This is a genomic window from Acidovorax sp. NO-1 (genome assembly GCF_000238595.1).
In the GTDB taxonomy this organism is placed as follows: Bacteria; Pseudomonadota; Gammaproteobacteria; order Burkholderiales; family Burkholderiaceae_C; genus Acidovorax.
Map to the genome: position 1 here is coordinate 1 of NZ_AGTS01000072.1, position 26,629 is coordinate 26,629.

A 26,629-nucleotide genomic window follows, 5' to 3' on the forward strand; every position below is an offset into this window, starting at 1 on the left:
ACAGCACTCGGCCCGTCACAGATCTGCGCCTTCAGCAACGCCGCGTTTTCTGCAGCATCGCATCGGTAGCGAAGCCCTCGACTATAGCACTGTTTTGGTGACAAGAAGGATGACCTCGCAGAAAAATCAAGGACGCCGCTGCCCTGACATGTACCCCATCAGCAGTACCCCATCAGCACGCTGCGTACTCTCACAGCGAGGGTAGTCGCAGCTTACCCTCCGGGGCGACTGATAATTCAGCCCCTATGGCACTTATCACCTTACTGGACGCCCAACTCGCATTTGGGCATGTTGCATTGCTGGACCACGCCGGCTTTTCTCTGGAATCTGCAGAACGTGTGGGTCTTATCGGCCGCAACGGAGCAGGCAAATCCTCGCTACTCAGGATTCTCGGCGGCCTTGCGAAGCCGGACGATGGTTCACTGCAGGTTCAACAAGGGGTGCGGATCGCTTTTGTGGCCCAGGAGCCTTCTCTGGACCCGGACTCGACCATATTCAAAGCGGCCTCGGAAGGACTGCAAAGGGTGATTGCGATCCGTGACCAGTACCTGTCGGGTGATGAAGGGCTCGACCTGAATGCGCTGCAGTCAGAGATTGAGGCCTACGATGCATGGAACTGGGAGCAAAGGGTTGAGGAGACGCTGCAGCGCCTGCACCTCGACCCGGACGCGGTGGTGGGCACGCTCTCGGGCGGGACCAAGAAACGCGTAGCTTTGGCACAGGCCCTGGTGGCCCGCCCCGATGTGCTGCTGCTGGATGAGCCCACCAACCATCTGGATCTGGATTCCATCGAATGGCTGGAGGACCTCCTGCTCGACTTCCCTGGCAGTGTGGTCACCATCACCCATGACCGCTCGTTCCTCGACCGGGTGGCCACGCGCATTGTGGAGCTCGATCGCGGGCAACTGCGCTCGTACCCGGGCAACTTTGCGCAATACCAGATCCAGAAAGAAGAACAGCTGGCACAGGAAGCCGTCATATCGGCCAAGGCCGATAAGCTTCTCGCGCAAGAAGAAGTCTGGATCCGGCGCGGCGTCGAAGCGCGACGCACCCGCAGTCAAAGCCGCATCACCCGCCTTGAGCATTTGCGGGCGCGGCGCGAAGCGCGGCGGGAGGTGGTCGGCAGCGTTCGCATGGATGTAGCAACCGGCGGCTCCAATGGCTATCAGGGCAAGATCGTGGCCGAGCTGACAGGCGTTGGCAAAACGTTCGGAGACAAGATCATTGTCCGTAACTTCACCGGAACCATCCTGCGCGGGGACAAGGTAGGCCTGATCGGCCCCAACGGGGCGGGCAAGACGACGCTGCTCAAGATGATTCTTGGTGAACTGGCGTCTGACGAGGGCACCATCCGCCAGGGAGCGAACCTGCAGGTTGCATATTTCGACCAGATGCGCCACGCCGTCAATCTGGATGCAACGCTGGAGGACTTCATCAGTCCAGGCAGCGAATGGATTGAAATCGGCAGCCAGCGCAAGCATGTCAAAAGCTACCTCAGCGATTTCCTCTTTTCGCCGGCTCGTGCGCACTCTCCCGTGCGTTCGCTGTCTGGCGGGGAGCGCAACCGGCTGCTGCTGGCACGCCTTTTCGCACGCCCGGCCAATGTGCTGGTGCTGGATGAACCCACCAACGATCTGGACATTGATACGCTGGATCTCCTGGAAGAACTGCTGGAAAACTATGAAGGCACCGTCTTCCTGGTAAGCCATGACCGCACGTTCCTCGACAACGTGGTTACCAGCACCATTGCGTTTGAAGGTGATGGGCTGTGGCGCGAGTACGAGGGCGGCGTACAGGACTGGTTGCTGCAGTCGAAACGCAGCCGCACCCTCGGCGCATCCGCAGGCACTCCCAAGAAAGCCGAGTCGGATAATGGCAACAAAAAAGCCCCTCAGGGCTTATCCAGCAAGCGCGAGCAGCTATCAAAAAAGAAGCTTAGCTACAAGGAGCAGCGCGAGCTGGAGCAACTGCCCGTGCAGATCGCCGCATTGGAGACCGAGCAACAGGCGCTGCAGGACGCGCTGGCTGATGGGAGTCTCTACAGCACCGACCCTGCCCGCGCCGCCGCCATGACAGCACGGGCGGGAGCGATCGAAGACGCGCTCATGACGGCCCTGGAGCGCTGGACAGCCCTCTCCGCCTGACCGACCGGGCCACGCGGTGAACTCCCTGCAGCCTGCCTTCGTCGTGGAGTACCCGCTGGCTTGGCAGGCTGAACCGCCGTGCGTCAGATGCGGTGGTGCAGGCGGTCTGTCGCACCGCGCAGGCGCGCTATCAAAGCGGGCGCAATCTGACCCAGAGGCAGTACTTCATCCGCGGCGCCATGGGCAATGGCCTCGCGCGGCATGCCAAAGACAATGCAGGATGCTTCGTCCTGCACGTAGTTGTAGCTGCCCGCATCTTTCATCTCCCGCATCGCAGCCGCGCCATCGTTGCCCATCCCGGTGAGCATGATGCCGAAGGCATTGCGCCCCACCACAGCAGCAGCGGACTTGAAGAGCACTTCCACCGAAGGTTTGTGGCGATTCACAGCTGGACTATCGTCGACCACAGCCACATAGTTCGCCCCACTGCGTGCGACCCGAAACTGGGTGCCTCCCGGTGCAATGTAGGCGTGGCCCGGCAGAATCCGCTCGCCATTGGCCGCTTCCTTGACCGTGATCTGGCACAGCCCGTTCAACCGCGCGGCAAAGCTGGTGGTGAAACCTGGGGGCATGTGCTGGGTGATGACAATGGCCGGCGAATCCGCGGGCATGTGCACGAGCACTTCCTTGATTGCCTCAGTGCCACCCGTCGAAGCCCCGATACAGATCAATTTTTCGGTAGACAAGCGCCCCAGGAGGGCTGAGGCAGGCGGGGCCACCGCCACGCCCGCGGCACTCGCGCCAGCGGTGGCCTCGCGCGCAGGCGCACGGCGCACCTGGGCCACAGCGGCCACCCGTATCTTCTCCACAATCTGCGTCGCAAGCTCGTTCAGACCGCTGGCCAGACCCACCCGAGGCTTGGCCACGAAATCCACCGCACCCAGTTCCAGCGCCTTCATGGTCACTTCAGCGCCGCGCTCCGTCAGGGTGGAAATCATCACCACAGGCATAGGACGCAGCCGCATCAGCCGCCCCAGAAAGTCGATCCCGTCCATGCGCGGCATCTCCACATCGAGGGTGATGACGTCGGGATTGAGCTCACGAATCATTTCGCGCGCCACCAGCGGATCGTTGGCCGTGCCGATGCACTCCATGTCCCGCTGCCGGTTGATGATCTCGGACAGCAGACTTCGGACCAATGCCGAATCGTCCACCACGATCACCCGGATTTTCCTGCTCATTTTTTAACCCACGCTTTCCTCAAAACAGATCCACAGAGCCGCCCGAGGTGGTTTTTGCCACGGTCACCGCATTGCCCCGCACCTCCTGGGCCACCAGGGCTTCGGGGTGCGCGTGGGCAAGCCGCTTGACCATGGCCTTGCCGGTTACCGGGAAAAACACCACCTTGCGCGGATAGATGTCCAGCACGTCCTCGGAAACGATAGGGATGCGCTCCGTGTGCAGGTAGTTCAGTACAAAGTTGGTATTGCGCTCGCCCACGTTCATCGTGGTGAAGTTGTGCATGACCTGCGCTCCACCAAAAATCTTGGCCTGCATCGTCTCGCGGCGAGCTCCCAGCTTGAGCATTTCATTGATCAACAACTCCATGGCGTACGAGCCATAGCGCCCCGATGCATCCGCCATATCGCCATCAGGAAGCATGAAATGGTTCATGCCACCTATTCGCGCACGGCTGTCCCACAGGCAGGCCGCAATGCATGACCCCAGCACGGTCATGATGATCATGTTCTCGTTGGCAACAAAGTACTCGCCAGGAAGTACCTTCACCGCGTTGTGCTGGAAGTGGTGGTCCAGATAGAAGAACGCAGCTTCTCCAGGCTTTCTGCTCCCGGCCTTGAGCTCCTGCAAGGAAGAATCGCGCGCGGGTCCGGAGCCGGCAGCATAGATGTCTGCACTCAAGGGGGCGATGCGCGGCGCTCGGCGGCGCTCGGGCGTGCCTGGCGAGGCATTGTCTTGGGGCGGGAAGGAGCCTGGAGGAGTTTGCGTCATGGATGCTAGGTGCTATGCGACATGGCAACTCAGCGGCGCTCGTAGACCGTTTTGCCGCGCAAGGTAAACAAGTCTCTGGATTCGCTAAAGTTTTCGGCATGACCCACAAACAGCATGCCGCCTGGCTTGAGGACTCGATGAATCCTTTCCAGCACGCGCCGCTGTGTGGGTGCGTCAAAGTAGATCATCACGTTGCGGCAGAACACAACGTCGAAAGGCTCCTTGAACGGCCAGTCGTCACGGATGAGATTCACACTCATGAAATCAATCACCCGGCGCAGCTCGGGCTTGACCCGCACCATGCCCAGGTTACCGGCTTTCCCACGCAAAAAAAACTTCTGGAGGCGTTCCGGACTCAGACCCTTGAGACTGTCCAGGCGATACACCCCCTGTGCCGCCGTCGCCAGCACCCGGGAATCAATGTCACTGGCCGTCAGCTTGAAAGACGTATTGGGGCCGAGGGCCTCGAACGCTGTCATGACAATGGAATAAGGCTCTTCCCCCGTCGACGCAGCGTTGCACCACACCCGCCAGCTGGCCGATGGCTTCGTTCGAAGATGCGACGCAAAGATCTCGAAGTGGTGCTGCTCCCGGAAAAAGGCCGTGAGGTTGGTGGTCAGTGCGTTGACAAACTCCTGCCACTCCGGGCCGTCATGTGTCTCCAGCCACCCCAGGTAGTCATGAAAACTGTTGTGCCCGGTGTCTCGCAGCCGACGGGACAGACGGCTGTACACCATCGCATGCTTGCCATCGTGCAGGCTGATGCCCGCGCGCTGATAGATCAGCGCCTGAACGCGGGCGAAATCCGCATTGGTCCAGACGAACTCGCGCCCCTGCGCCAGTGGCCCGGGGGGCGTGGGGCCATCCGCATCCGCACGCGAAGCGGAATTCCTGACAGTAGTTGATGCACTCGGGGGTTGGGCCATATTGATCGTACGACGGGATATCCTGTTCGCTCCTAGAGATCTTCAAGCCACACCTGCATATCTGCAGGCCGTGAATCCACCACGGTCGTCAAACAGGCCCTATTCGTTCGACGCCACCAATCCCATGTCGAGACCGGACATGAGTTTCTCGATGTCGAGCAGGATCAGCATGCGCTCGCCCACCGAACCCAGCCCCAAAATGCAGCTGTTATCAATGGCGCTTTCAATGTCGGGGGCGGAACGAATGCTTTCCGGCGTGAGCTCCATTACGTCACTGACGGAGTCCACCACGATGCCGACCACACGATTGCGAAGGTTCAGGATGATGACCACCGTAAAGCTGTTGTAGTCAGCCTGCGCACAGTTGAATTTGAGGCGCATATCCACAATGGGCACGATCGTTCCACGCAGATTGACCACCCCTTTGATGAAAGGAGGGGCGTTCGCAATCCGTGTAGGAGGCTCGTACCCCCGGATCTCCTGCACTTTCAGGATGTCGATCCCGTACTCTTCCTGATCGAGACGGAATGTCAGATATTCACGGGTGCCCGTGGGTACCGCTGCTGCGGTGTTGGCCATCACACTCATGGTGCATCTCCTTTCATGACAGCGCTGCGCTATGGAGCCGCAGGCGCCTAAACTCAATGGCGCGCACGACGCACCAGCCCGCCCGTATCGAGAATCAGCGCCACGGTCCCATCACCCAGTATGGTGGCGCCTGATACGTTGGGAACCTTGCGGTAATTCGACTCCAGGTTCTTGACCACCACCTGGTGCTGGCCCAGCAACTCATCGACCAGCAGCGCAACGCGGCTACCGTCGGCCTCCACCACCACCATGATGTTGCTGGACTTGTTGGGATCGAAGCGCGGCACCTGAAAAATCTTCTCCAGCGCAATCACCGGCATGTACTCGTCGCGGACTTTGACGAGCTGCGAGCCCTGCGCCACCGTGCTGACATCGTCGGCATTGACCTGGAACGATTCCACCACCGAAGACAGCGGAAGAATGTAGACCTCGTCACTGACGCCTACTGACATGCCGTCCATGATGGCAAGTGTCAGCGGCAGCCTGACGGACACTTTCATTCCGTAACCTTCCGCCGAATCTATCTCCACGGTGCCGTTCAGGGCAGCGATGTTGCGCTTGACGACGTCCATGCCGACGCCGCGTCCGGAAACATCGGTCACTTCGTCCGCCGTGGAGAAGCCCGGCGCAAAGATCAGCTGCCAGACTTCCGCATCGGTCATCTGCTCGGACACTTCGATGCCGCGCTCCTGCGCCTTGCTGAGAATTTTTTCGCGCGACAACCCCCGGCCGTCGTCGCGCACCTCGATCACGATGGAGCCGCCCTGGTGGGAGGCAGACAGTGTGATGGTTCCATGCTCGGATTTACCCTTGGCCAGTCGGTCCGCAGGCATTTCAATTCCGTGGTCGCAGCTGTTGCGCACGAGATGGGTGAGCGGGTCGGTGATTTTTTCAACCAGGCCCTTGTCGAGTTCGGTTGCTTCACCCAACGTCACGAGCTCCACCTTTTTGCCCAACTTGTTGGCCAGATCCCGCAGCATCCGAGGGAAGCGGCTGAAAACGATGGACATGGGGATCATTCGGATCGACATGACCGATTCCTGGAGGTCGCGGGTATTGCGATCGAGGTCGGCAAGCCCGGCCAGCAGCTGCTGGTAGGCGCCCGCGTCCAGGCCTCTGCTGTTCTGCGCCAGCATGGCCTGGGTGATGACGAGTTCACCCACCAGGTTGATGAGCTGATCCACTTTCTTGACGTCCACACGAATCGTCGTGGATTCCATCTGCGCCTGCATCGCGACCTTGGGCTCACCGGCCTTGGGTGCACTGGCGGTTTTCACCGCCTGGGCTGGGGCGTTGCCTGCGCCTTGCGGCCCGCCTGCACGTGGCGCACCCGGCGCCTCGCTGAAGAAGCCGTAAGCTTCTCCTTCAGGCACCACGGCGGCGGCGATACCCTCTTCCGGATCCACCGAAGCGCTTACAGCGTTTGCCGTGTCGCGGATGCGCACTTGCTCCTTGGATACGTGGAACGCAAACAGATCCAGCAGGTCATCGTCAGTAGATGTTGTTTCGACCCCAAACAGCCGGGTGTCCGGTTGCGCACACTCCATGTCCCGGATGGTGCCAAGGCCAGGGATATCGCGAAACAGTTCCTTGATGGCATCCGCCTGCGCAGGCCGCTCCAAAGGACCAATCTGGATCTCCAGCGTACGGGGCTGTCCCGCCACCGGTTTGGGTGTTGAAGGGGATGGCTGAATTGCCGGGGCCACTGCTGCCTGAGGGACTGGTGCAGATGGCGCGGGAGCCGGAGCCGGAGCCGGAGCCGGAGCCGGGGGCGGCGTTGACGCCGCAGCCTGATCTTCACCAGGTACACGCCCCGCGGCAAGTTCACTGATACGACGAACCAGCGAGGCAGTGGAGACAGCCTCGCCCTGACCGCCCGCCTGATGGCGCGCCAGCAAGCTGCGGGAAGCGTCTGCGGACTCCAGCAGCACGTCGACCATCTGAGGGATAGGTTGCAGCTCGTGGCGGCGCAGGCGGTCCAGCAGCGACTCCATCTGGTGCGTGAGTTCCGCAACATCCGCGAATCCGAAAGTCGCTGATCCGCCCTTGATCGAGTGCGCGCACCGGAAAATTCCGTTGAGCTCCTCGTCGTTGGCACTGCTCAAATCAAGATCCAGAAGCATTTGCTCCATCTGGTCCAGATTTTCGCCCGCTTCCTCGAAAAAGATCTGATAGAACTGGCTCAGGTCGAAGTCAGCGCCTGCACCTGATCCTTCTTGGTAGGTTTCCGCCATCGTGGGCTCCTGTGTATTGGTGGTCCCGAACAACCCGACTCAGCGGATCACTTTCTGGATGACTTCAATAAGCCGGTTGGGATCGAAAGGCTTGACCAGCCAGCCCGTCGCCCCTGCAGTTCGACCCGCCTGCTTCATCTGATCACTGGACTCGGTTGTGAGGATCAGGATGGGAATGGTCTTGAATTTGGGGTTTTCTCTCAGCTTGCGGGTGAGGCCGATACCATCGAGACGCGGCATGTTCTGGTCCGCCAGCACAAGATGGATCTCATGGCTCTCGGCCTTTTCCAGGGCGTCCTGCCCGTCCACCGCCTCCACCACGTGGTATCCGGCACCCGTGAGAGTGAATGACACCATTTTTCGCATGGACGGTGAATCATCTACGGCAAGGATCGATTGCATGTAAGGCTCCAACTGACTTGAATAGAGAGGTTAACCAGTTACTTGATGTTCAAAACAGGTCGATAGAGCCTGCATCCATCTCGCTTTGAGTGACGGGATTGGGCCGGTCGGGGGCCATTTCTGCAAATGGCGCGGCCTCTTCGCCATCTTCATTACCCATGGCCTCGGAGGCCAGCCGGAACGCGCACCCCTGCAATACCTTGGTGGTGTGCCATATCAACTGCGACGCCATGTCCTGGAACTGCAGTTCGGTCACCGCACTGCGCAGAGCCGCACGGGCGGCAATCAACTCGGGAGAATCGGCGACAACGGTATCAGTCAGCACGGCATTGGCTTCGCCAAAACGCTCCAGCAGATTGTCTGTAGCGTGGTTGAGCAAACCCTCGAGGCGATGCAGATCATGCATGACAACCAGCAACGAATCCTGCAGTTCTGCCGCCACCATGACAGGAACCTGGACAGCAGGTCCTCCAGATGTTGTTAGCGTAGATTGCATCGTTTCTCCATCGCAGCACGCAGCAGCAAAGCACGCAAAATTGACCCGCCCAAGATCCCCAGGCCCGTGTGCACCGTGGTGTCACCATCCATTGGACGCCGACGCCGAAACCCTCCCAATCGGACAAACACCCTTGTTTGTTCCAATTTGTATCCTATGATAGCGCTCCTATGGTCACCATAGCACCAGACCGGCATCTGAGAGTTCTGCATCTTGAAGATTCACCGGCAGACCACGAGCTGACCACACTGGTTCTCCGCAGGGCCGACCTGCGGTGTGATTTACGGCGTGTAGACACGCTCGCCGAGTTCCAGCATCTCATCGACGCTCATATTTTTGATGTCATCCTGGCAGACTACCGGCTGCCAGGCTTCACCGCGCTGGACGCTTGGGCGTATGTAGCGCAAAAGCCGCAACACCCACCCTTTATCCTGCTTTCGGGCGCGATCGGCGAAGCCGCAGCCGTTGATGCGATTCGCTTGGGTATTGCCGACTATCTGCTCAAAGACAACCTTCAGCGCCTGCCGCACGTAGTCGCGCGCGCGCTGGAGGTGCATGAGGCACGCCAGGCGCGGGAGCAAGCCTCGGCCGAGCTGGAGGCTTCCCAGCGCTGCCTGGCGGAACTGACGGAACACCTGCAAACATCGATTGAGCAGGAACGTGCATCCATCGCCCGCGAGATCCATGACGACATTGGAGGCGCGTTGACTGCCGTGAGGTTCGATGTAGCCTGGATCGGCCGTCACAGCACCGACCCGGAAATGCGGGAACACGCCGCTTCGGCGGCCGAGATGTTGCAACACGCCATTGGCGCCAGCCAGCGCATCATGATGAACCTGCGCCCCCCGATCCTGGAGCAAGGGCTGGTGGCAGCAGTGCAGTGGCTTGCTGCAGGATTCGAGCGCCGCTCGGGGGTCGCTGCACGCGTTATCAGTAGCAGCGAAACCATTGAAGCCACCGCCGCTGTCCAGCTCGTCGCGTACCGAACGGCGCAAGAGGCCCTGACCAACATTTCCAAGCACGCAGAATCGAGCGCGGTGCGCATTGATCTCTCGGACAGGGAGGGCGTGCTGACACTGGAAATTACCGATGACGGCAAGGGTATTGATCCCGCAATGCTCAATAAGCCCAAGGCCTTCGGGCTGAAGGGCCTGCAAGAGCGCGCCCGTACCGTCGGAGGCTGGCTCGATATCAGCAGCCGGCCCGGCCAAGGCACCTCCGTCATCCTTTCCATACCGCTAACATCAGCACCCACCCAACCCGTCTCTGGAGATGCACATTGATACATGTGGTCCTGTGCGATGACCATGCCGTGTTGCGGCGCGGGATACGCGACACGCTGGCCGACGCGCCTGATATCCAGGTGACCGGCGAGGCCGGGGGCTATTCCGAGCTGCGCGAAGTGCTGCGCTCTGCGCCGTGCGACGTCCTCCTCCTGGACCTGAACATGCCGGGCCGAAGCGGCCTGGAGGTGCTGACCAGCCTGCGCGAAACCCACTCGGCCATCAAGGTGCTCGTAGTATCGATGTACCCGGAAGACCAATACGCCTTGCGGTGCCTGAAGGCTGGTGCCCAAGGGTATGCCAACAAGGCGGGCGATCCCGTCGAGCTGATCTCCGCCGTGCGCACGGTCATGCAAGGGCGCAAGTACCTCACGGCGGAGGTGGCACAAATGCTGGCCGACAGCCTCGCGCAACCTGCGCTGGAGGCTCCACACACCGCCCTGTCCGAGCGGGAGCTTCAGACACTGGTGAAAATTGCGTCCGGACGCAGGTTGTCGGATATCGCGGAGGAGTTGATGCTCAGCCCCAAGACGGTCAGCGTGTACCGCGCGCGCGTTCTGGAAAAGCTCAAGCTCTCCAACAACGCAGAACTCACCGTTTACGCCATTCGCAACCAATTGGTCTGACTGCGCACCCTGATCCAGTCCCGGCTCAACGCTGGGCGGCAAACAGGTCAACGGCCTGCTGCATCAGCGCCAGCACCGGCTGTTCAAGCAAAGGCAGTGTGGCCGCAATGCCAAGCATTCCCACCGTCAGCGTCACCGGGAAGCCCACGGCATAGATGTTCATTTGTGGCGCTACGCGCGAAATGATGCCAAGGGTCAAATTGACAAACAGCAGCAAGGCAATCATCGGCAAGGCAATCCACAATGCACTGGAGAACAGTGACGAGCCCAGCTCGTGCAGACGCATTTGCCCAAGGGATTGTAAAAAGTTACCGTCGACCGGAAAACGATCAAAGCTCTTTACCACGGCCATCAGAATCAACAGGTGGCCATTGATCACGATGAACAGCAGCATGGCCATGTGCCCGAAAAATCGTGCGACCGCACTGATCTGGGCATTGGAGGATGGGTCGAAAAAGGACGCGAAGTTCAGGCCCATCTGCAAACCGATGATTTCCCCCGCCAGCTCCACCGCCGCGAACACAAGCCGGACAGAAAAGCCGATCGCAAGCCCCACTGCGACCTGCTGGGCCACCGCCCCGAACGCCTCGCGCCCATTGACACTGATCACAGGCTGGTCACCCAGAACCCCTTGCGCGCAAAGCGCCACCAGGAATGCCAAGCCGATCTTGAGGCGCATCGGGATGGTCCGCATGGAGAAGATCGGAGCGACCGAGAACACGGCGAGCACGCGCAAAAACGGCCAAAGGATGGGAGACAGCCAAGCCATGAGCTGGGCCTCAGAAAACGTGATCACGTCATCCTCACAGGTGCGCGGAATCCAAGCCGAGGGACCATCCGGCTGTAAAAACCCGTTGCTCCCCAGTCACGGTGCTAGCCGATCATCGAAGGGATGGATTCGATGGTCCTGCGGATGAAGTCCACCAGGGTACTGAGCATCCATGGCCCTGCAATGGCAAACACGACCATGGCAGCAATCAGCTTGGGGACAAAGGCAAGCGTCGCTTCATGGATCTGGGTGACGGCTTGAAATATGCTCACCAGCAACCCCACCGCCATGACAACCCCCAGCACGGGCATGGCGATCATTAGAAGCAATGTGAGCGCATCGCGCCCGATGGTCAGCACCATTTGTGCAGTCATTGACAGCTCCTTCAGGGTACAAAACTGGCCGCCAGCGAGCCGATCAACAAATTCCAGCCGTCTGCCAGCACAAAAAGCATGAGTTTGAACGGAAGTGCCACCAGCACAGGAGACAACATCATCATGCCCAGCGACATGAGAATGCTCGACACCACCATGTCGATCACCAGAAACGGAATGAAGATCATGAAGCCGATCTGAAATGCAGACTTCAGCTCGCTCGTGACAAATGCAGGCACCAGAACCCTCAGGGGTGCGGTTTCCGCAGTCACACTGGCATCCAGCCGGGCCAGTCTGGAGAAGAGTGCAAAGTCCGATTGGCGGGTCTGCTTGAGCATGAAGCTGCGCATCGGCGCCTCGGCCTTGTCCAGCGCCTCTTCAAAACTGATGGCGTTGTTGGTGTAAGGCACATACGCATCCTGGTACACACGGTCCAGGGTCGGGCCCATCACAAAAAAAGTGAGAAACAGCGACAGCCCGATGATGACCTGATTGGGGGGCGCTGACTGGGTGCCCAGCGCCTGGCGCAACAAGGACAAAACAATCACGATGCGGGTAAAGCCCGTCATCATGAGCAGCACTGCCGGGAGGAAAGAAAGCGCCGTGAAAAACAGCAGCGTCTGGATAGGCACCGAATAGCTGTTGCCCGAAGGCCCGCTCCCCACCACCAGTGGCAGGGTCCCCCCCGAGGCCTGCGCGATAGCGGGCCCATGCGCGGTGAAGCCAACAGCAGCCAGCACCCCCAGCAACGCCCAACGACGGATGAGCATCCATTCACCCATTGGCACGGCTTCCTGGAGCCCCCACAGCAGAGGCGATCTCCTGCGCAAAAGAAGGTGCAGTATCCAATTTGGGCGCTGCAAGCGAAGCACCTGAAGGACTTGCAGGCAGCACATGCAGACAACTGACCTGCTGTGCCGTAACGCCCAATACGAGCCATGTGCGCGCGTGCTCAGGACCCACCTCCACCGTCACCACGCGCTGGTGCGGGCCCACCGCCACCGCTGACAAGACCCTGGACGCTCCCCCCACTCCCGCACCACCTGCTGCCTGACGCTGCTGCAAGCGGCGAATGAGCCATGGCAGCAGAGCCATGGCCCCCACAAAAAGGACCACGACGACCAAGGTCTGGGTCATGCTGCCACTATCCACGGCTGACCCGCCGCAGGCGCTCCGAGGGCGTGACCACATCGGTGAGGCGAATACCAAATTTGTCGTTCACCACCACCACCTCACCTTGGGCAATGAGATATCCGTTCACCAGAACGTCCATGGGCTCCCCCGCAAGCGCGTCCAGCTCGACCACAGAGCCCTGGGCCAGTTGAAGGATGTATTTGATCGGCACCTTGGTGCGTCCCAGCTCCACGGACAACTGGACGGGAATGTCCAGCACCATATTGATGTCGTTGACCGTTCCGTCACTCCCGCCAGAGAAAGGTCGTACGGGCTCGCCGGACAGCGGCCCGCCCTGCTCCGCATCGCCAGGCTTCTCGTCGGTGCGTTTTTGCTCTTCCAGAGCCTCAGCCCAACCTGCAAACGGGTCATCCGCGCCGGCATCCTTGTTATCTTCTTCAGTTGACATCTTTTTCTCCCAGCCAGCTCATGTCGGCATTGCGCAGGCATTCTTCGATACGAATGGCGTACTTGGAATTGTGCGTTCCGTACTGGCATTCAAAAATGGGGACCCCTCCGATCGAGGCGCGAATCCGGGGCTCGCGGTCAAGTTCGATGAAGTCGCCGGGCTTCATGGCCAGCAATTGCTCCACGGTAGCATCAGCGCGCGCAAGCTCCGCCACCAGAGTCACTTCAGCAGCCTGGATCTCACGGGTGAGCACGCGGACCCAGCGCCGGTCCACCTCAATGGAATCGCCCTGGGTGGACGAATACAGCACATCACGAATGGGTTCCAGCGTCGCATACGGCATGCAGATATGGATAGCACCCGACAGATCGCCGATTTCGAGTTGAAACGCGGTGGAAACCACAATCTCGCTGGGTGTTGCGATGTTGGCAAACTGGGGTTGCATCTCCGAGCGCTGGTACTCGAGTTCCAGCGGGTAGATCCCTTGCCACGCTTTTTTGTATTCGGCGCAGATGACATCCACCATGCGGTTGATGACCCTTTGCTCCGTGGGCGAGAAATCCCGCCCTTCAATTCGCGTCTGGAATTTTCCGACTCCGCCATACAGGGTGTCGATGATGCCGAACACCAACGAGGGTTCGCACACGATCAGTCCGCTGCCGCGCAGCGGGCGAATGGCCACAATGTTGAAGTTCGTAGGCACCGCCAGCTCGCGCAGAAAGGCGCTATAGCGCTGCACAGACACAGTCCCCACCGAAATTTCGGGGCTGCGTCGGATAAAGTTGAAAAGCCCGATCCGGAAATTGCGCGCAAACCGCTCGTTGACGATTTCCATGGTCGGCATGCGCCCACGGACGATGCGTTCCTGGCTGGAAATGTCATAGTTGCGTACCGAACCCGCCTCCGCCACTTCCTCGACAGATTTCTGGCTCTCGCCCGTCACACCCTCCAGGAGGGCATCGACTTCTTCCTGGGAAAGAAATGAATCACTCATGATGGATCCTTGCCCCGGTCACTGAATGATGAAGCTTGAAAAAAGCACACGGCGCACCGGGTTGCGCTCTGCGCGCCGACGCGACGGGCGATCTTGCGCGTCATCGTCCGCATCATCGGCAGCGGCGGGTGCGCGCTGCGCAGGGACTGCGTAACCCAAGGGGCGGGACACCTCCCTGAGGATGTCGGTCGCCAGTTTCTCCTTCCCCTCCCTCTGCAGAAGTTCGGTGGAAGTGCGCTGGGAAATCAGCATCAGTATGCCGCTGCGTATCGCCGGCAGATACAGCTTGACCTGATCGGCCGTCTTTGCATCTTCCAGCTCCAGGGTGATTCCTACCTGTGCAAACCGGTCACCGCCAGGGTCCGCCAGATTCACCACCATGTTTTCCATCGGCAGGAAGGTAGGAACCACCTTCACCGCCTCTTTGCGTGCCGGGGCCCCATCCTCGTCGTCCGCCTGAGCGCGGCTGGAAATGAGCCACGCCGCTGCGCCGCCGCCGATCACCAGCACTGCCAGCACAATGCCGACGACGATGATGAGCATCTTCTTGCTCTTGGCCGGGGCCGCTGCGGGGGTATTGGCTGACACGTTGCGGATCCTTGGGAATGGAGCGGGCGGTGTCCGCACAGTTCAAGGACTGGCAACACCGGAGAACCCATTATTGGGTGAAGTCGAAATCAATAATAGCCAGAATAAAAGCCCAAAACCATGGCATTCAGCAAGCTCGTCGGAGTATGGGCGCACTTGCAAAAAAGTGCCGCGCTTGCGACTGCAGTGCCGCGCAGGCTCACACGAAAACGTCAATTGCGCGGTCTGATGCATGTCCACGTGGCACGGAGGCCGAACCGGCAGGAGCCGAGACGGCCACCTGCGCCTGTCGGGAGCCCTCGCGCTGTCCCTGGCGCTCGGTGTCTTTCGGGCTTGGGTGCTGGCCTCCCGATGTGCTGACCGACATGCCCGAAAGGACGAGTCCTTCATTCTGGAGCAATTCGCGCAACTGCTCCATGCTGCGGTCCAGCAGCTCACGGGTCTGCAGTTGATCACTGCGGAACGTCACATGTGCCTCGTTGCCGGACAGGGAAACCAGAACCTCCACCGGCTGCCCGTCCCGGTTGATCGATAGTTCCGCGTTCTGTGTCTTCTGATTCACCCAGTACGCCACCTGCTCGGCAATCTGCTCTTCGGCTCCCGCAGGGGCGGACTCGGCATACATCGTGGCCCCATCCAGTGCGCCCGGTTCCACCGGAGCTGCGGCACTGCCGCTATCCAGCGCAGCTACCGTGGCAAAGCGGCCCTCCCCCGAGCTGCTGCCGCCAAAAGCCCCGCCAGCCTGGCGGGCATCCCCCCAGATGACAGCAGTTGCTCTGTCCCCGTAGCGATAGCGCCACCCGCTTCCAACCCGGGTACTTCTCCTGCCACACGGCTCGGGGTGCCCATGGCCGTTGAACCGGCTGCAGCCGGAGCGCCCAGCACCTGAAAGGCCGCGGCCCATCCAGCCTGAGGGCTCGCCGACGCCAGGCTCGCAACGCTGCTCTGGGAACGCGCAGAAGACGATTCGACGACATCTGCCTTCTGGGTCAACGCATTGTGCAAGCGGGAAAATGTCCGGCCAAAGGCCGTGCCCCCGCTTTGCAGCGCCCCCGGCCTCAGGTCAGCGGAGGTATCCAGCATCGCCGTTTCAGCCACGAGCCCGCCGGGCAAACCATTCGCGCCGTTCAGCATGGCGGTGGCAAGTTCTCCGCCCATCTGGATACCCAAGGCGCCCTGCGCACCAGCACCAGCACCAGCACCAGCCACGTCAACTGGTTGCGGTGCAGCTGCCACCGCGGGCGCCAAAAGGCCCTGCCATGCGGCCAGTTCCGAAACCTCCAAGGCCTCTTTCGCTGCATCGGTCGGGGCCAACAAATTCGGGTCGCCGGCACTACCGGCCTGGTCAAACGGAGCGCCGCCATCCTGACCCTCGGTCATGTCGCCCAGCGCAGCCAACAATGCGAGAAATCCACCCGCACCAGCATCGGCGGCCTCAGGTGCCTGCGACGCGGCACGGGACCGCACGGAATGGCTTGGCGGAGTGCCCTGGGGCGAAGAAATTTTCGGGGATTCCATCATCAATACTCCCGGCCTGCTGAGCCATCCATTGCACTGCGGTACTGCAAGGCAGCCCGCTCGTCCGTTTGTTTCTGATCTCTTCGCATCTGGACCAAGTCCAGATCTGCCTTTCGCTTGTCCATCACCTTGCGCAGACTGGCCAGGCGCAACTCGGCTTCCAGCAAGGTTCGCCTGGCCCTGTCCACGCGGCCGGCATGGTCGCCAACTACCGTGGTTTGAACACCTGCCGCATGACCGAGACGATCCATGAACTGGTAGTGGTGGTACATCACCTCAGGCTTCATGGTGGTATCGGTCTTTGCGCCCCACCGCGCCTGAATCTCGTCCGCATAGTCTTGCAGTTCGTCCAGCTGGGCCCGCGCTGCCTGTTGCGCTGCCAAGACGTCCTGCAACACCTTGCGTGCATCGTCACGTTTACGCGACGCGGCCTCCACGGCAACGGCAAGAGAGTTCAGGCTGGACATGACACGTTACCCATCACTCAGTGGTCAAGCACAGCTGCCATGTGCGCCACGCTGTCATCGAGGGACGCGGCCTCAAACATGTCCTGCTGCAAATACGCAGCCATCTGGGGCTGCAGCCGGATCGCTTCATCCAGGGCAGGGTCCGAGCCGCTCATGTACGCCCCCACCTGCACCAGGTCCCGGCTCTTCTGGTAGCGCGAATACACCGCCCGGAACCGCCGCGCCAGGTCAAAGTGCTCGCGCGCAACCACGTTGTGCATCACGCGGGATGCCGACTGTTCGATATCAATGGCCGGAAAGTGCCCTGTTTCGGCCAGAGCGCGGGACAGAACGATGTGCCCATCCAGAATGGCGCGCGCGGCATCGGCGATAGGGTCCTGCTGATCGTCGCCTTCCGACAACACGGTGTAAAAAGCAGTGATCGAGCCCACACCGTGAAGCCCGTTGCCACTGCGTTCCACCAACTGGGGGAGTTTGGCAAAGCACGATGGCGGGTAACCCTTGGTGGCGGGCGGCTCACCAATGGCCAGCGCGATTTCCCGTTGTGCCATGGCGTAGCGGGTCAGTGAATCCATGAGCAACAGCACATGCTTGCCCTTGTCCCGAAAATGCTCGGCCACGGCGGTGGCATAGGCAGCCCCCTGCATGCGCAGAAGCGGCGGCGCATCAGCGGGTGCCGCCACCACCACCGAGCGTGCACGGCCATCTTCACCCAGGATGTCTTCCACAAACTCCTTGACCTCACGCCCCCGCTCTCCGATGAGCCCCACCACGATCACATCGGCCCGTGTGTAGCGCGCCATCATGCCCAGCAAGACGCTCTTGCCCACACCCGAACCGGCGAACAGGCCCAGCCGCTGGCCCCGCCCCACCGTGAGCAAGGCATTGATGGCACGCACCCCGGTGTCCAGTGGTTCGCGCACAGGATCACGGTCCATGGCATTGATCTGGCTGCGCCCCATGGGCTCCGACACCACGTCCTGCACCGGCCCGCCATGGTCCAGCGGAAACCCCTGCGCATCCACCACCCGCCCGAGCAGGCCTTCGCCCATGGGCAGACGCAGTACTCCAGCTCGCTGAAGGGGCCGAGGCGGCTCGCCAAGGCGCGGAACCGGAATGTAAGGCGCTGCGGGCACCACGCTGGCACCGCTGGACAGTCCATGGATGTCCCCTGCCGGCATCAGAAACGCGCGATCGGCGGAGAACCCGACCACTTCTGCCAGCACCGGTGCATGGCCCGGCATCTGAACCATGCACTGCGAACCCACCGGGACGCGAATGCCCACAGCTTCCAGCACCAGACCGGTGAGCCGCGTCAGCGTGCCGCGCGTCTCCAAGGGCGTGCCCTCAGCCACACGCGCACGCGCATCGTCCATCAGGCGTGTCCAGGCAGAAGGGGCGTCAATGCTCATCGCCACCCTCCTCGTCCCACGGGGACTGCAGTCCAAGGGCTGCAATGGCGCGCTGCCAACGCTTGTCCAGACTGCCATCCACCACGGTACCGGCAGACTCCACCAGGCACCCGCCCGGCGGCACGGACGCATCGGCCATCCATTGCACCCCGGGGGAGTCCATTTCTTCCCTCAGAGGCTGGGCCATCGCCTCCATGTCGTCGGGGTGAAGGCGCACCAGCGCCGGGCGCCCTTCTGTTACGAGCATGCCCACCGCTTCCCGTACCACGGGTTGCAACGCGTTGGGGTTGACGGACAGTTCCTGCCGCACCACCTGGCGCGCTATGTCGCAGGCCAGCTCCAGCACCTGCTGCGCCATGTCCTGCTGCATGTCTATCAGGCTTGCATCCAGCGTCTGCACCACACCTTGCAGGCGCTGTGCCATCTCACGCCCTTGCTGGGCGATGTACGCGTCCAGGCGCTGCTGCCACTCAAGGGCCGTCTGGGCCTGGCCTTGGGCAAAACCCTCGGCATAGGCATCGTCACACGCCTGCTGAACCAACGCCTGCTGCGCGGCCTCGTCCACCTCAACCGGAATCTCGACCTCGGGCTCCGGCTCGGGTTCGATCAGATCGGAGCCGTCTACCGCGCCAAACTTCCACTGTGTGAAGTCACCCACTTCCTCACTGGGAATGAAGCGCGAATACGAACGCTGGTTAGACGAAGGCATCATCACCGCCAGATCCAATCACGATCTGCCCCTCGTCGGACAGGCGCCGTACCGTCTTCAGGATTTCCTTCTGCTGCGCCTCCACCTCGGACAGACGCATCGGCCCACGCGATTCCAGATCCTCGCGCAGGGCCTCTGCCGCGCGCGAAGACATGTTGGACAGGAACTTCTCGCGCAGTTCCGGCACCGCGCCCTTGAGCGCCACGATGAGCGTCTCGGACGCAACCTCCTTGAGCACCGTCTGGATGGCCTTGTCGTCGAGCTTGAGGACATCCTCAAACACGAACATCTTGTCCATGATCTTTTGTGCCAGATCGGGGTCGTAGCCACGGATGGACTCCAGCACCACCGTATCCATGTTGCCGCCCAGCAAATTGATGATTTCCGCCGCAGCCTTGACACCGCCCAGCGAGCTCTTGCGGATCTTGTCTCCGCCCGCCAACACCTTGAACAGCACCTCGTTCAGGTCCTTGAGCGCCGTGGGCTGGATGCCCTCCAGCGTGGCCACGCGCAGCAGGATTTCGCTGCGCTGGCGGTCGGTCAGGTGCATCAGGATGCCTGAGGCCTGGTCTGCGTCCAGATGCACCAGGATGGCAGCCACGATCTGCGGGTGTTCGTTGCGCAAGAGCTCGGCCACCGACAGCGGATCCATCCACTTGAGGCTCTCGATACCCGATACATCCCCGCCCTGCAGGATGCGGTCAATCAGCAGCCCGGCCTTGTCGTCACCCAGCGCACGCCGCAGCACCGCCCGCACGTAGTTGCCGGTGTCCGACACCAGCAGGCTCTGCGCTGCGGCGGCATTGGAGAACTTGTTGATGACCTGGTCCACCTTGTCGCGCGACACCGAGCGCATGCGCGCAATGGTCTCGCCCAGCTTTTGCACCTCTTTGGGCGAAAAATGCTTGAAGACTTCGGCTGCCTCTTCCTCGCCGAGGGACATCAGCATGATGGCTGCGTCGTTGAGTCCTTGGTCGTCCATGGTTGTCGTCCGGGGTGTCGGTGATCAGACGGGGTCGCCGTTCAGCCAGGTTTTCAGGATGTTGGCCACAGCCACGGGGTTCTCCTTGGCCAGCACGCGCGCTTCTTCCAGGCGCAGTTGCTCTGGCGTGGCGGGCAACACTTCGTCCTTCTTGGAGGGCGCTGGCAGCGCAGGGCGCTCGGGGGTTTCCGACTCCAGGGCGTCCAGCTGGCCGCCCGCCACCGGGATGGCGCGGGGCTTGGGCGCAGCGCCACCCTTCAGGGCAGGCCGCACCATGAAGATCAGCACCAGCGCGGCGAAGAGCACCGCCCCCACAGGCCATGCAAAGGTCTTCGCCAGCTCGATCATTTCAGGCTGCTTCCACAGCGGCACCTCCGTGTTGGGCGCCACGTCCACCTGGAAGGGGGTGTTCATCAGATTGACAGAGTCACCGCGCTCACGGTTGAAGCCGATGGTTTCGCGCACCAGCGCGGTCATCTGCTCCAGCTGCTCCGGCGTGAGTGCCTTGGACACGGTCTTGCCCTTGTCTTCGGCAGACTGGTAGTTCACCACCACCGCAGCGCTGACCCGCTTGAGGCTTCCGCTCCCACCCCGCGTCACACGCACCGTCTTGTCCACCTCGTAGTTGGTGATGGACTCGCGCTTGCCGCCCGCGGCCAGCGCGCCCTGGGCCTGCTGTCCGGCTGCCGTGGGCGCAGGGTTGGCGCCATTGACCGGTGCTGCCGCCGCAGCGGGAGGCTGGTTGGTGGTGGCACCCGGCACCCCGGTGGGCAGGGCGCTACCTTGGGCGCCCATGCTTTCCACCACCTGCTGGCTGCGGATGGCGCTGGCGTCGGCCGCCAGGTTGGGGCGGTGCTGCTCGGATGTGGACTCGGTCTGGGTAAAGTCCACCTCGGCGGTCACCTGGGCCTTGACGTTGTTGCGGCCGACCACAGGCTCCAGAATGTCCAGAATCCGGCGGGTGTACTGCTGCTCGATCTGCTGCACATACAAGAGTTGTTGCGCGTCTACACCGGTTCCAGCCGCGGTATCGGGCGACTGGGACAGCAGCTTGCCCGTGTCATCCAGCACGCTCACGGCAGAAGGCGCGAGCTCTGGCACGCTGGAGGCCACCAGATGCACGATGCCCGCAAGCTGCGAGCGATCAAGGATACGGCCGGGGTGCAGGCTCACCAGCACAGATGCTGACGGCTTTTGCTGTTCGCGGAAAAAACCGTTCTGGTTGGGCAGCGCCAGATGCACACGCGCCCCCTGCACCGACGACAGCGCCTGGATCGAGCGGGTGAGCTCCCCCTCTAGCCCGCGCTGGAAATTAAGCCGCTCCTGGAACTGCGTCATCCCGAATTTGCTGGCCTCCATCAGCTCAAACCCTGCCACCGAACCCTTGGGCAGGCCCTGGGTGGCCAGGCGCAGGCGCACGTCATGCACCCGGTCTGCAGGAATCAATATGGCGCCACCGCCGTCGGCATGCTTGTAGGGCACGTTCATCTGCGACAGCTGGGCCACGATGGCACCGCCATCCTTGTCGTTCAGATTGGCAAACAGCACCCGGTAGTCCGGCTGGCGCCCCAGCACAATGGCCGCAATGGCCACCGCCACCAGCAGCGCCGCGCCCACACCCAGCCGCATGCGCTGCGCCCTGTCGAGGGCAGACAGCCGCTGCAGCCAGTTCGGGCTGGCAGGGGGAGTGAGAGGAATTTCGGCAACTGCAGACATCTTGCTTTCCAGTAGGGTGGCCCGGCAAGGACCACAGCGTGGGGTCGATTATTCGGTCATGCCCCCGAAATGTTCGCTGGATAAGCCGCGCGTTTGGCCATCAATTCAGGGGGATGAACCGCGGCGCGATGGCTAGGATACGCAGCATACCGCCATTCCCACGGACACCGCCATGGACCTTCGCATCTCAAGCTCTACCACCCCGCTCACGGGTGCCGGCCTGGCGCGCCGTGCTGCAGCGCCGCAAAACGACGCCAATGAAGTGGGATTCTCGGGCGCGCTCAAAGGCGCGCTGCAGTCCGTGAGCGCCGCGCAGAACCGCTCCACCAACCTGCAAAACGAAGTACAGATGGAAAACCCTTCTGTGAGCCTGGAAGAAACCATGGTGGCCATCCAGAAGGCCCAGATCGGGTTTCAGGCCACGCTGCATGTGCGCAACCGCATGGTGCAGGCCTATACCGACATCATGAACATGCAGGTGTAGGGGTAATGCCACCAGCCTGAGCGGCGCCGCCCCATCTGCCCCTTCTACCGCCTGCCACTCCAATCGACGCCAGGGCGCTTTTACTCCTGATTTTGTAGCTACTCGCGCTTTATGGATAAGCGCTAGAGGCATTTTTGACCATAAAAAACCGACCCCATGGGTCGGCTTTTTTTGCGTGCCTGGTCCCGCCCTCAGTGCACCATCTGCGGCTGGCCATCGAACATGTGCTCAAACTGCGCCAGCCAGGGCTCGGCCAGGCAACGGATCTGCGCATCGTTGCGCAGGATGCGCTGCATGATGCGGGTTTTCTCGCGTTTGTGCTCAGGCAGCAGCTCGTGCTCTTGCGACTTGAAACGCAACTGCTCGATCAGCACCGCGCAGGCGCCTTCGTAGCGCACCACACCATCCCAGTCTTTCAGACGCGCGGCCTCCAACATTTTGGAACTGCTGTCTTCAATGGCTTTGTAGTAGTCAATCAACATGTGGGACATGGTTATGCCTCCACCAGCACAGGCTGGCCAGTGGTGGCTGGCACAGCGGCAGATGCCGCAGCGCCGTTCTTCTTGATTTCATTCCAGCCCTGTGCCACGGGCTCAATCAATCGCATGACTTCCTGCATCATGGCGTCATCGTTGCGGGCGTTGGCCAGAATCAGGCGACGCATGCAGTAGTCGTACAGGGCGCCCAGGTTTTGGGCCAGCTCGCCGCCATCCACCTTGTCCAGCGAAGTGCTTAAACCCTCTTCCAGGATTCGAATGGCCTTGGAAATGGCGTTGACCTTGCCCAACACGTCGCCACGTGCCATGGCGCCGCGGGCGGTGGCGATGGAATTGAGCACACCCTCATACAACAGATTCACCAGCTGGTGCTGGTCAATCGTGTGCATGCTGGTTTCAACATTGATGCGCTGGTAAGCGTTGGCTGCACGGGGGCTGTAGGCGCTGAACATGCTGACAATCCTTCCGAGGTATTACTTAAGTTATCGGCTGGCGCCAGAAAAACTGAAGCCCTTATCCACCCGTCGATTTGTTCCATGCAGACACCTGCTGCGAAATATAGGCATTCAGTCCGTTCAAGCTACTCAACTGCGTATCCAGAGCGTTGTACCGTCTGGTGATCCGCTTTTCAAAGGCATCCACCTTCTCGTTCACCCGCGCCTGATCCTGGCTGTTGCGTTTCAGACTCAGCTGCAAGGAGTCGTCCTTGGACTTGAAGAACCCATCATTCGACAGAAGGTTGGTGGCAAGCGCCTTGATCTTGACTGCGACCCCGTCTGCGGCACCTCCGCCGGTACTGCGAAAGAAGTTCTTCACATCTTCTGGGGTTTCGGTGAGCGCCTTGTTCAGCTTTGCACTGTCGACTGCCAGATCGCCGCCCCGCTGCTGGGTGATCCCAAGATCCACCAAGCGCTGAAATGGCCCCCCGGAGGAGGTAACCGACTGGATCGCGTTGCGCAGGGAGTTCTGAAGGGCCACAGTCGTGGAGTCACCTTGAAACAGACCAGCGGAATTCGTTTTAGGATCGAACTTCGTGGCCTCTTGCAACAGTTGGTTGATGTCGTTGTAAGCCTTCACAAACGCATCGATATTGGCCTTGATAGCCGAATCGTCTTTGCTGACAGTGATATCCACAGCCGCAGTCGTAACCTGCTCGGCCTTGAAGGTAACCCCCGAAATCGTGGAGGCAAACGTGTTGGTGGCAGACGTGACGGCAATGCCATTGACGGTTGCCTTGGCGTTGGCCGCCACCTGGGTCATGGTGCTACCAGCTACCAAACGCGACAAACCTGAAGCATCTGTGTTACCCGGACTGGTGATATCTGTATCACCGCCTTCCATGACACTGAGACGAAAGCCAAACTCCTCGCCGGTGGATTTGCTGCGCAGCAGCAGGCGCTCTCCGGAGGCATCCGACAAGATCGAAGCAGTCACCCCGGCATTGGCGCCGTTGATTTTGCTGGCCACATCCGACAGCTTGTCAGTGGCGGTGATGGCAATGTCCACGGGCTGGCCGCTGCTGGGGGTGAACGAAGCGGGTGCCACACTCCACTTGCCCAGCTCAAGGCGCAGTGTGCCTGCGCCCAGTGCACCACCTACCGGTAGCAGCGCCGCAGAGGCTGTTGCCTGGGCCTTGGCCAAGCCCTGCACCTCCACACTGAAAGTGGTGGGCAACGTGCCCCCAATAGCGGTGGCCGATACAAACTTAGAGTCTGAAGACGTAGTTGAAACGCCGTTCCAGCCCGTCAGGCTGGCCAGTTTTCCAGCAGCGTCTGAGAAGGCGGAGACCAGCGACTTGATCTGACCAAAGGCAGAAATTTTGGTACTGACCGTTGCAGCCTGGAGTTTCAGTGTGTCCAGGGGCTTTTTTTCCAGAGCGACCAGCTGGGTGATGATGCTTTTGACATCAAGCCCGTTTGTGCCTACGCCTGGGGATGAAATGGTTGCCATACAAACCTCCTGAACTGGTTCAACGGAAATTATGGCGCCGAATGGCGTCAACGAACATCCGTAAACACGCCAGGAAAACCTGTCTTATCCAGCGGTCCTGGCACCCGCCTTCCAAAAAGCCAAATGGCGGCGACAGAAATCTGCCGCCGCCTGAGGTTCGCCAGGGCGCTGCAACGCCCTGGCTGCCATGCCCGCCGCTTAACGCAGCAGGGCCAACACACCTTGGGGCAGCTGGTTGGCCTGGGCCACCATTGCCGTACCGGCCTGTTGCAGGATCTGCGAGCGCGAAAGGTTGGCGGTTTCTGCAGCGAAATCAGCATCCAAGATGCGGCTGCGCGAAGCAGCAAGGTTTTCAGAGGTCACTTGCAAATTGGCAATCGACGTTTCGAAGCGCGACTGTAGGGCGCCAAGCTTGGCGCGCTCGCTGCTCACATACGAAAGCGCCGAATCCACGGTCTTGAGCGCCTCTGTAGCTTTCTTGAAGGTGGTGACGTCCAGGTCGGAGACCTTCTGCAGCGACGAGCCCGCATCCGTGAACGCGTTGGAAGTGGTCACGTCCGTCGAGAAGGACTTTGCCGAATCCAGTACCACATAACCGCTGGTGAGCGAGTTATTGGCGACGGTGTCGGCTGCCAGGACGACATCACCCGCTACAGCGGTGCCGTCGGCCTGAAGCTTGGTGACCGTCACAGCGCCAGCGTTTTGGACTGCGGTATCTGCCACACGGATGTCATTGCCGGTCGCGTTCGTCAGCTCGATCGCGGTTCCTGCGGCATTCACCGTAGCCGTCACGCCGGTCTTCGACGACTGCTCGTTGATCGCCGAGACCGCAGCAGTAAGCCCCTCGGAAGTATTGGACGCCGAAAGCGTGAACGACACGTTCAGGTCAGCACTGTTGTCCGAGCGCAGTGCCAGGGTATAAGAGCCAGCAGCGCCGAAGCTCACTTGCGCAGTCGTGCGCGCGGTGGCGCTCACCCCGGTGTCTGCCTGGACGGCATTAATGTTGCCGGCGATGGTCTTGGCCGTAGCGTTGTCCGCGATGTTCACCGTCTTGCTGCCGAGGGAGCCGTTGATAGCCACCGTGCCCGACGTCGTGCTGTTGGCACCCCACGCCGCGCCCGAGGCGGCACCGCCCGCACCGTTGACTGACGTATTCTGGTTGTTACCGTACGTGGTGGTGCGCATGTTCGCAGTAGCAGCCGTGATGGTCTGGTTGGCATTGGCGCCGACCTGGAACTGCTGGGTGCCGAAGCTGCCGTCCAGCAGCTTGGAGCCGTTGAATTCGGTGGTCTGCGAAATGCGGTCCAGTTCGGATACGAGTTGCGAGACTTCCTGCTGCAGGGCTTGGCGGTCGCTGGCGCTGTTGGAGGCGTTGGCCGATTGCACCGCCAGCTCACGCACGCGCTGCAAGATGTCGCCGGACGCCTTCATTGCACCTTCTGCCGTCTGGGCCAGCGAAATTCCATCGTTGGCATTGCGCACAGCTTGGTTCATGCCACGGATCTGGCCCGTGAAACGTTCAGAGATGGCCAGGCCTGCCGCGTCGTCCTTGGCGCTGTTGATGCGCAGCCCCGAAGACAGGCGCTGGATGGATGTATTGAGCGAAGACTGGCTGGTGCCGAGGTTGCGCTGGGCGGTAAGCGATGCGACGTTGGTATTGATGGTGGAAGCCATTGCAAATCTCCTGAAAGAACTGACTGAATATGGCGTTGCCGCCAGCCGGGGCGCCAGCACCACGCTGGCCTCCTGGGTTCGCCGGTGCCTTCAAGCAACCTGGTGAACGGCGGGCCACTGAGGGACCGTTGCAATTGTTTTCGGACCACATCCGGAAAACTTGAGGGGCAAACGCACAAGTTGCGCGACTTTTTTGCCGCTTATCTCCCCTACACCAGAAATCGGCGTCTCCACAATCCAACCATCGTTCCCCCATTGACAGCC

Annotated in this window: 29 protein-coding genes; 4 read left to right on the plus strand and 25 right to left on the minus strand. The window is 61.0% G+C overall.

Annotated features, from left to right (window positions below; translation table 11 throughout):
* Window positions 1-245 precede the first annotated feature (245 nt).
* On the plus strand, window positions 246-2,144 hold the full coding sequence (locus KYG_RS08050) for an ATP-binding cassette domain-containing protein (RefSeq protein WP_008904367.1): 1,899 nt from the start codon (window positions 246-248) through the stop codon (window positions 2,142-2,144).
* 83 nt (window positions 2,145-2,227) lie between these two features.
* Here KYG_RS08050 and KYG_RS08055 read toward each other — a convergent pair whose 3' ends face one another.
* The 7 genes from KYG_RS08055 to KYG_RS08085 all read right to left on the minus strand — a co-directional run bounded on the left by KYG_RS08055 (window position 2,228) and on the right by KYG_RS08085 (window position 8,740).
* Window positions 2,228-3,325 carry a chemotaxis response regulator protein-glutamate methylesterase gene (locus tag KYG_RS08055; RefSeq protein WP_008904368.1) on the minus strand — a complete coding sequence of 366 codons (1,098 nt, stop codon included), beginning with the start codon at window positions 3,323-3,325 and terminating at the stop codon, window positions 2,228-2,230.
* A gap of 19 nt (window positions 3,326-3,344) precedes the next feature.
* Window positions 3,345-4,094 (minus strand): chemoreceptor glutamine deamidase CheD, encoded by a 750-nt coding sequence (cheD, locus tag KYG_RS08060; protein WP_034693756.1) that lies wholly within the window; start codon window positions 4,092-4,094, stop codon window positions 3,345-3,347.
* A 29-nt stretch (window positions 4,095-4,123) separates the two neighbouring features.
* On the minus strand, window positions 4,124-5,020 hold the full coding sequence (locus KYG_RS08065) for a CheR family methyltransferase (RefSeq protein ID WP_008904370.1): 897 nt from the start codon (window positions 5,018-5,020) through the stop codon (window positions 4,124-4,126).
* Window positions 5,021-5,119: 99 nt separating this feature from the next.
* Window positions 5,120-5,608 carry a chemotaxis protein CheW gene (locus KYG_RS08070; protein WP_008904371.1) on the minus strand — a complete coding sequence of 163 codons (489 nt, stop codon included), beginning with the start codon at window positions 5,606-5,608 and terminating at the stop codon, window positions 5,120-5,122.
* A 53-nt stretch (window positions 5,609-5,661) separates the two neighbouring features.
* On the minus strand, window positions 5,662-7,842 hold the full coding sequence (locus tag KYG_RS08075) for a chemotaxis protein CheW (RefSeq protein ID WP_008904372.1): 2,181 nt from the start codon (window positions 7,840-7,842) through the stop codon (window positions 5,662-5,664).
* Window positions 7,843-7,881: 39 nt separating this feature from the next.
* On the minus strand, window positions 7,882-8,244 hold the full coding sequence (locus KYG_RS08080; RefSeq protein WP_008904373.1) for a response regulator: 363 nt from the start codon (window positions 8,242-8,244) through the stop codon (window positions 7,882-7,884).
* Window positions 8,245-8,293: 49 nt separating this feature from the next.
* Window positions 8,294-8,740, minus strand: coding sequence for a hypothetical protein (locus KYG_RS08085; protein ID WP_008904374.1), 447 nt, complete (start codon window positions 8,738-8,740; stop codon window positions 8,294-8,296).
* Window positions 8,741-8,910: 170 nt separating this feature from the next.
* Here KYG_RS08085 and KYG_RS08090 point away from each other — a divergent pair, with 170 nt between their 5' ends.
* On the plus strand, window positions 8,911-10,023 hold the full coding sequence (locus KYG_RS08090) for an ATP-binding protein (protein ID WP_008904375.1): 1,113 nt from the start codon (window positions 8,911-8,913) through the stop codon (window positions 10,021-10,023).
* Entirely contained in the window at window positions 10,020-10,649 is a 630-nt protein-coding gene (locus KYG_RS08095; RefSeq protein ID WP_008904376.1) for a response regulator transcription factor, read from the plus strand. The genes KYG_RS08090 and KYG_RS08095 overlap by 4 nt, the downstream gene beginning before the upstream one ends.
* A 25-nt stretch (window positions 10,650-10,674) precedes the next feature.
* Here the strand turns inward: KYG_RS08095 and fliR are convergent, their stop codons facing one another.
* The 14 genes from fliR to fliF all read right to left on the minus strand — a co-directional run bounded on the left by fliR (window position 10,675) and on the right by fliF (window position 21,760).
* Complete coding sequence (gene fliR / locus KYG_RS08100; protein WP_008904377.1) at window positions 10,675-11,445, minus strand: flagellar biosynthetic protein FliR; 771 nt, start codon at window positions 11,443-11,445, stop codon at window positions 10,675-10,677.
* Window positions 11,446-11,522: 77 nt separating this feature from the next.
* Entirely contained in the window at window positions 11,523-11,792 is a 270-nt protein-coding gene (fliQ, locus tag KYG_RS08105) for a flagellar biosynthesis protein FliQ (RefSeq protein WP_008904378.1), read from the minus strand.
* Window positions 11,793-11,803: 11 nt separating this feature from the next.
* Entirely contained in the window at window positions 11,804-12,574 is a 771-nt protein-coding gene (gene fliP, locus KYG_RS08110; protein WP_008904379.1) for a flagellar type III secretion system pore protein FliP, read from the minus strand.
* Entirely contained in the window at window positions 12,567-12,929 is a 363-nt protein-coding gene (locus KYG_RS23685) for a flagellar biosynthetic protein FliO (RefSeq protein WP_085942530.1), read from the minus strand. Before KYG_RS23685 ends, fliP begins: the two co-directional genes overlap by 8 nt.
* 7 nt (window positions 12,930-12,936) lie before the next feature.
* On the minus strand, window positions 12,937-13,374 hold the full coding sequence (fliN, locus tag KYG_RS08115) for a flagellar motor switch protein FliN (protein ID WP_008904381.1): 438 nt from the start codon (window positions 13,372-13,374) through the stop codon (window positions 12,937-12,939).
* A complete protein-coding gene (fliM, locus tag KYG_RS08120) occupies window positions 13,364-14,368 on the minus strand; it encodes a flagellar motor switch protein FliM (protein WP_008904382.1) in 1,005 nt (334 codons plus the stop codon). The genes fliN and fliM overlap by 11 nt, the downstream gene beginning before the upstream one ends.
* 18 nt (window positions 14,369-14,386) lie before the next feature.
* Window positions 14,387-14,956 carry a flagellar basal body-associated protein FliL gene (fliL, locus tag KYG_RS08125; protein WP_008904383.1) on the minus strand — a complete coding sequence of 190 codons (570 nt, stop codon included), beginning with the start codon at window positions 14,954-14,956 and terminating at the stop codon, window positions 14,387-14,389.
* A 199-nt stretch (window positions 14,957-15,155) separates the two neighbouring features.
* Window positions 15,156-15,581: a flagellar hook-length control protein FliK gene (locus KYG_RS08130; RefSeq protein WP_008904384.1), complete on the minus strand. Its 426-nt coding sequence runs from the start codon at window positions 15,579-15,581 to the stop codon at window positions 15,156-15,158.
* A gap of 62 nt (window positions 15,582-15,643) precedes the next feature.
* Window positions 15,644-16,480: a hypothetical protein gene (locus KYG_RS08135; protein ID WP_139019335.1), complete on the minus strand. Its 837-nt coding sequence runs from the start codon at window positions 16,478-16,480 to the stop codon at window positions 15,644-15,646.
* Window positions 16,477-16,941, minus strand: a complete 465-nt coding sequence (gene fliJ / locus KYG_RS08140; RefSeq protein WP_008904386.1) for a flagellar export protein FliJ — start codon at window positions 16,939-16,941, stop codon at window positions 16,477-16,479. Before fliJ ends, KYG_RS08135 begins: the two co-directional genes overlap by 4 nt.
* 17 nt (window positions 16,942-16,958) lie before the next feature.
* A complete protein-coding gene (fliI, locus tag KYG_RS08145) occupies window positions 16,959-18,353 on the minus strand; it encodes a flagellar protein export ATPase FliI (RefSeq protein WP_008904387.1) in 1,395 nt (464 codons plus the stop codon).
* Window positions 18,343-19,065: a flagellar assembly protein FliH gene (locus tag KYG_RS08150; RefSeq protein ID WP_008904388.1), complete on the minus strand. Its 723-nt coding sequence runs from the start codon at window positions 19,063-19,065 to the stop codon at window positions 18,343-18,345. Before KYG_RS08150 ends, fliI begins: the two co-directional genes overlap by 11 nt.
* Window positions 19,049-20,044, minus strand: coding sequence for a flagellar motor switch protein FliG (gene fliG / locus KYG_RS08155; protein ID WP_008904389.1), 996 nt, complete (start codon window positions 20,042-20,044; stop codon window positions 19,049-19,051). The genes KYG_RS08150 and fliG overlap by 17 nt, the downstream gene beginning before the upstream one ends.
* A gap of 24 nt (window positions 20,045-20,068) precedes the next feature.
* A complete protein-coding gene (gene fliF / locus KYG_RS08160; protein WP_008904390.1) occupies window positions 20,069-21,760 on the minus strand; it encodes a flagellar basal-body MS-ring/collar protein FliF in 1,692 nt (563 codons plus the stop codon).
* A 172-nt stretch (window positions 21,761-21,932) separates the two neighbouring features.
* On the opposite strand from fliF, the gene fliE reads away from it, so the two are divergent.
* Entirely contained in the window at window positions 21,933-22,244 is a 312-nt protein-coding gene (gene fliE / locus KYG_RS08165; protein ID WP_008904391.1) for a flagellar hook-basal body complex protein FliE, read from the plus strand.
* A 191-nt stretch (window positions 22,245-22,435) separates the two neighbouring features.
* Here the strand turns inward: fliE and KYG_RS08170 are convergent, their stop codons facing one another.
* The 4 genes from KYG_RS08170 to KYG_RS08185 all read right to left on the minus strand — a co-directional run bounded on the left by KYG_RS08170 (window position 22,436) and on the right by KYG_RS08185 (window position 26,365).
* Window positions 22,436-22,735: a flagellar protein FliT gene (locus KYG_RS08170; RefSeq protein WP_008904392.1), complete on the minus strand. Its 300-nt coding sequence runs from the start codon at window positions 22,733-22,735 to the stop codon at window positions 22,436-22,438.
* A 2-nt stretch (window positions 22,736-22,737) separates the two neighbouring features.
* Entirely contained in the window at window positions 22,738-23,193 is a 456-nt protein-coding gene (fliS, locus tag KYG_RS08175; protein WP_008904393.1) for a flagellar export chaperone FliS, read from the minus strand.
* Window positions 23,194-23,254: 61 nt separating this feature from the next.
* Complete coding sequence (fliD, locus tag KYG_RS08180; RefSeq protein WP_008904394.1) at window positions 23,255-24,691, minus strand: flagellar filament capping protein FliD; 1,437 nt, start codon at window positions 24,689-24,691, stop codon at window positions 23,255-23,257.
* A gap of 198 nt (window positions 24,692-24,889) precedes the next feature.
* Window positions 24,890-26,365: a flagellin gene (locus tag KYG_RS08185; protein ID WP_008904395.1), complete on the minus strand. Its 1,476-nt coding sequence runs from the start codon at window positions 26,363-26,365 to the stop codon at window positions 24,890-24,892.
* Between the last annotated feature and the right edge of the window lie 264 nt (window positions 26,366-26,629).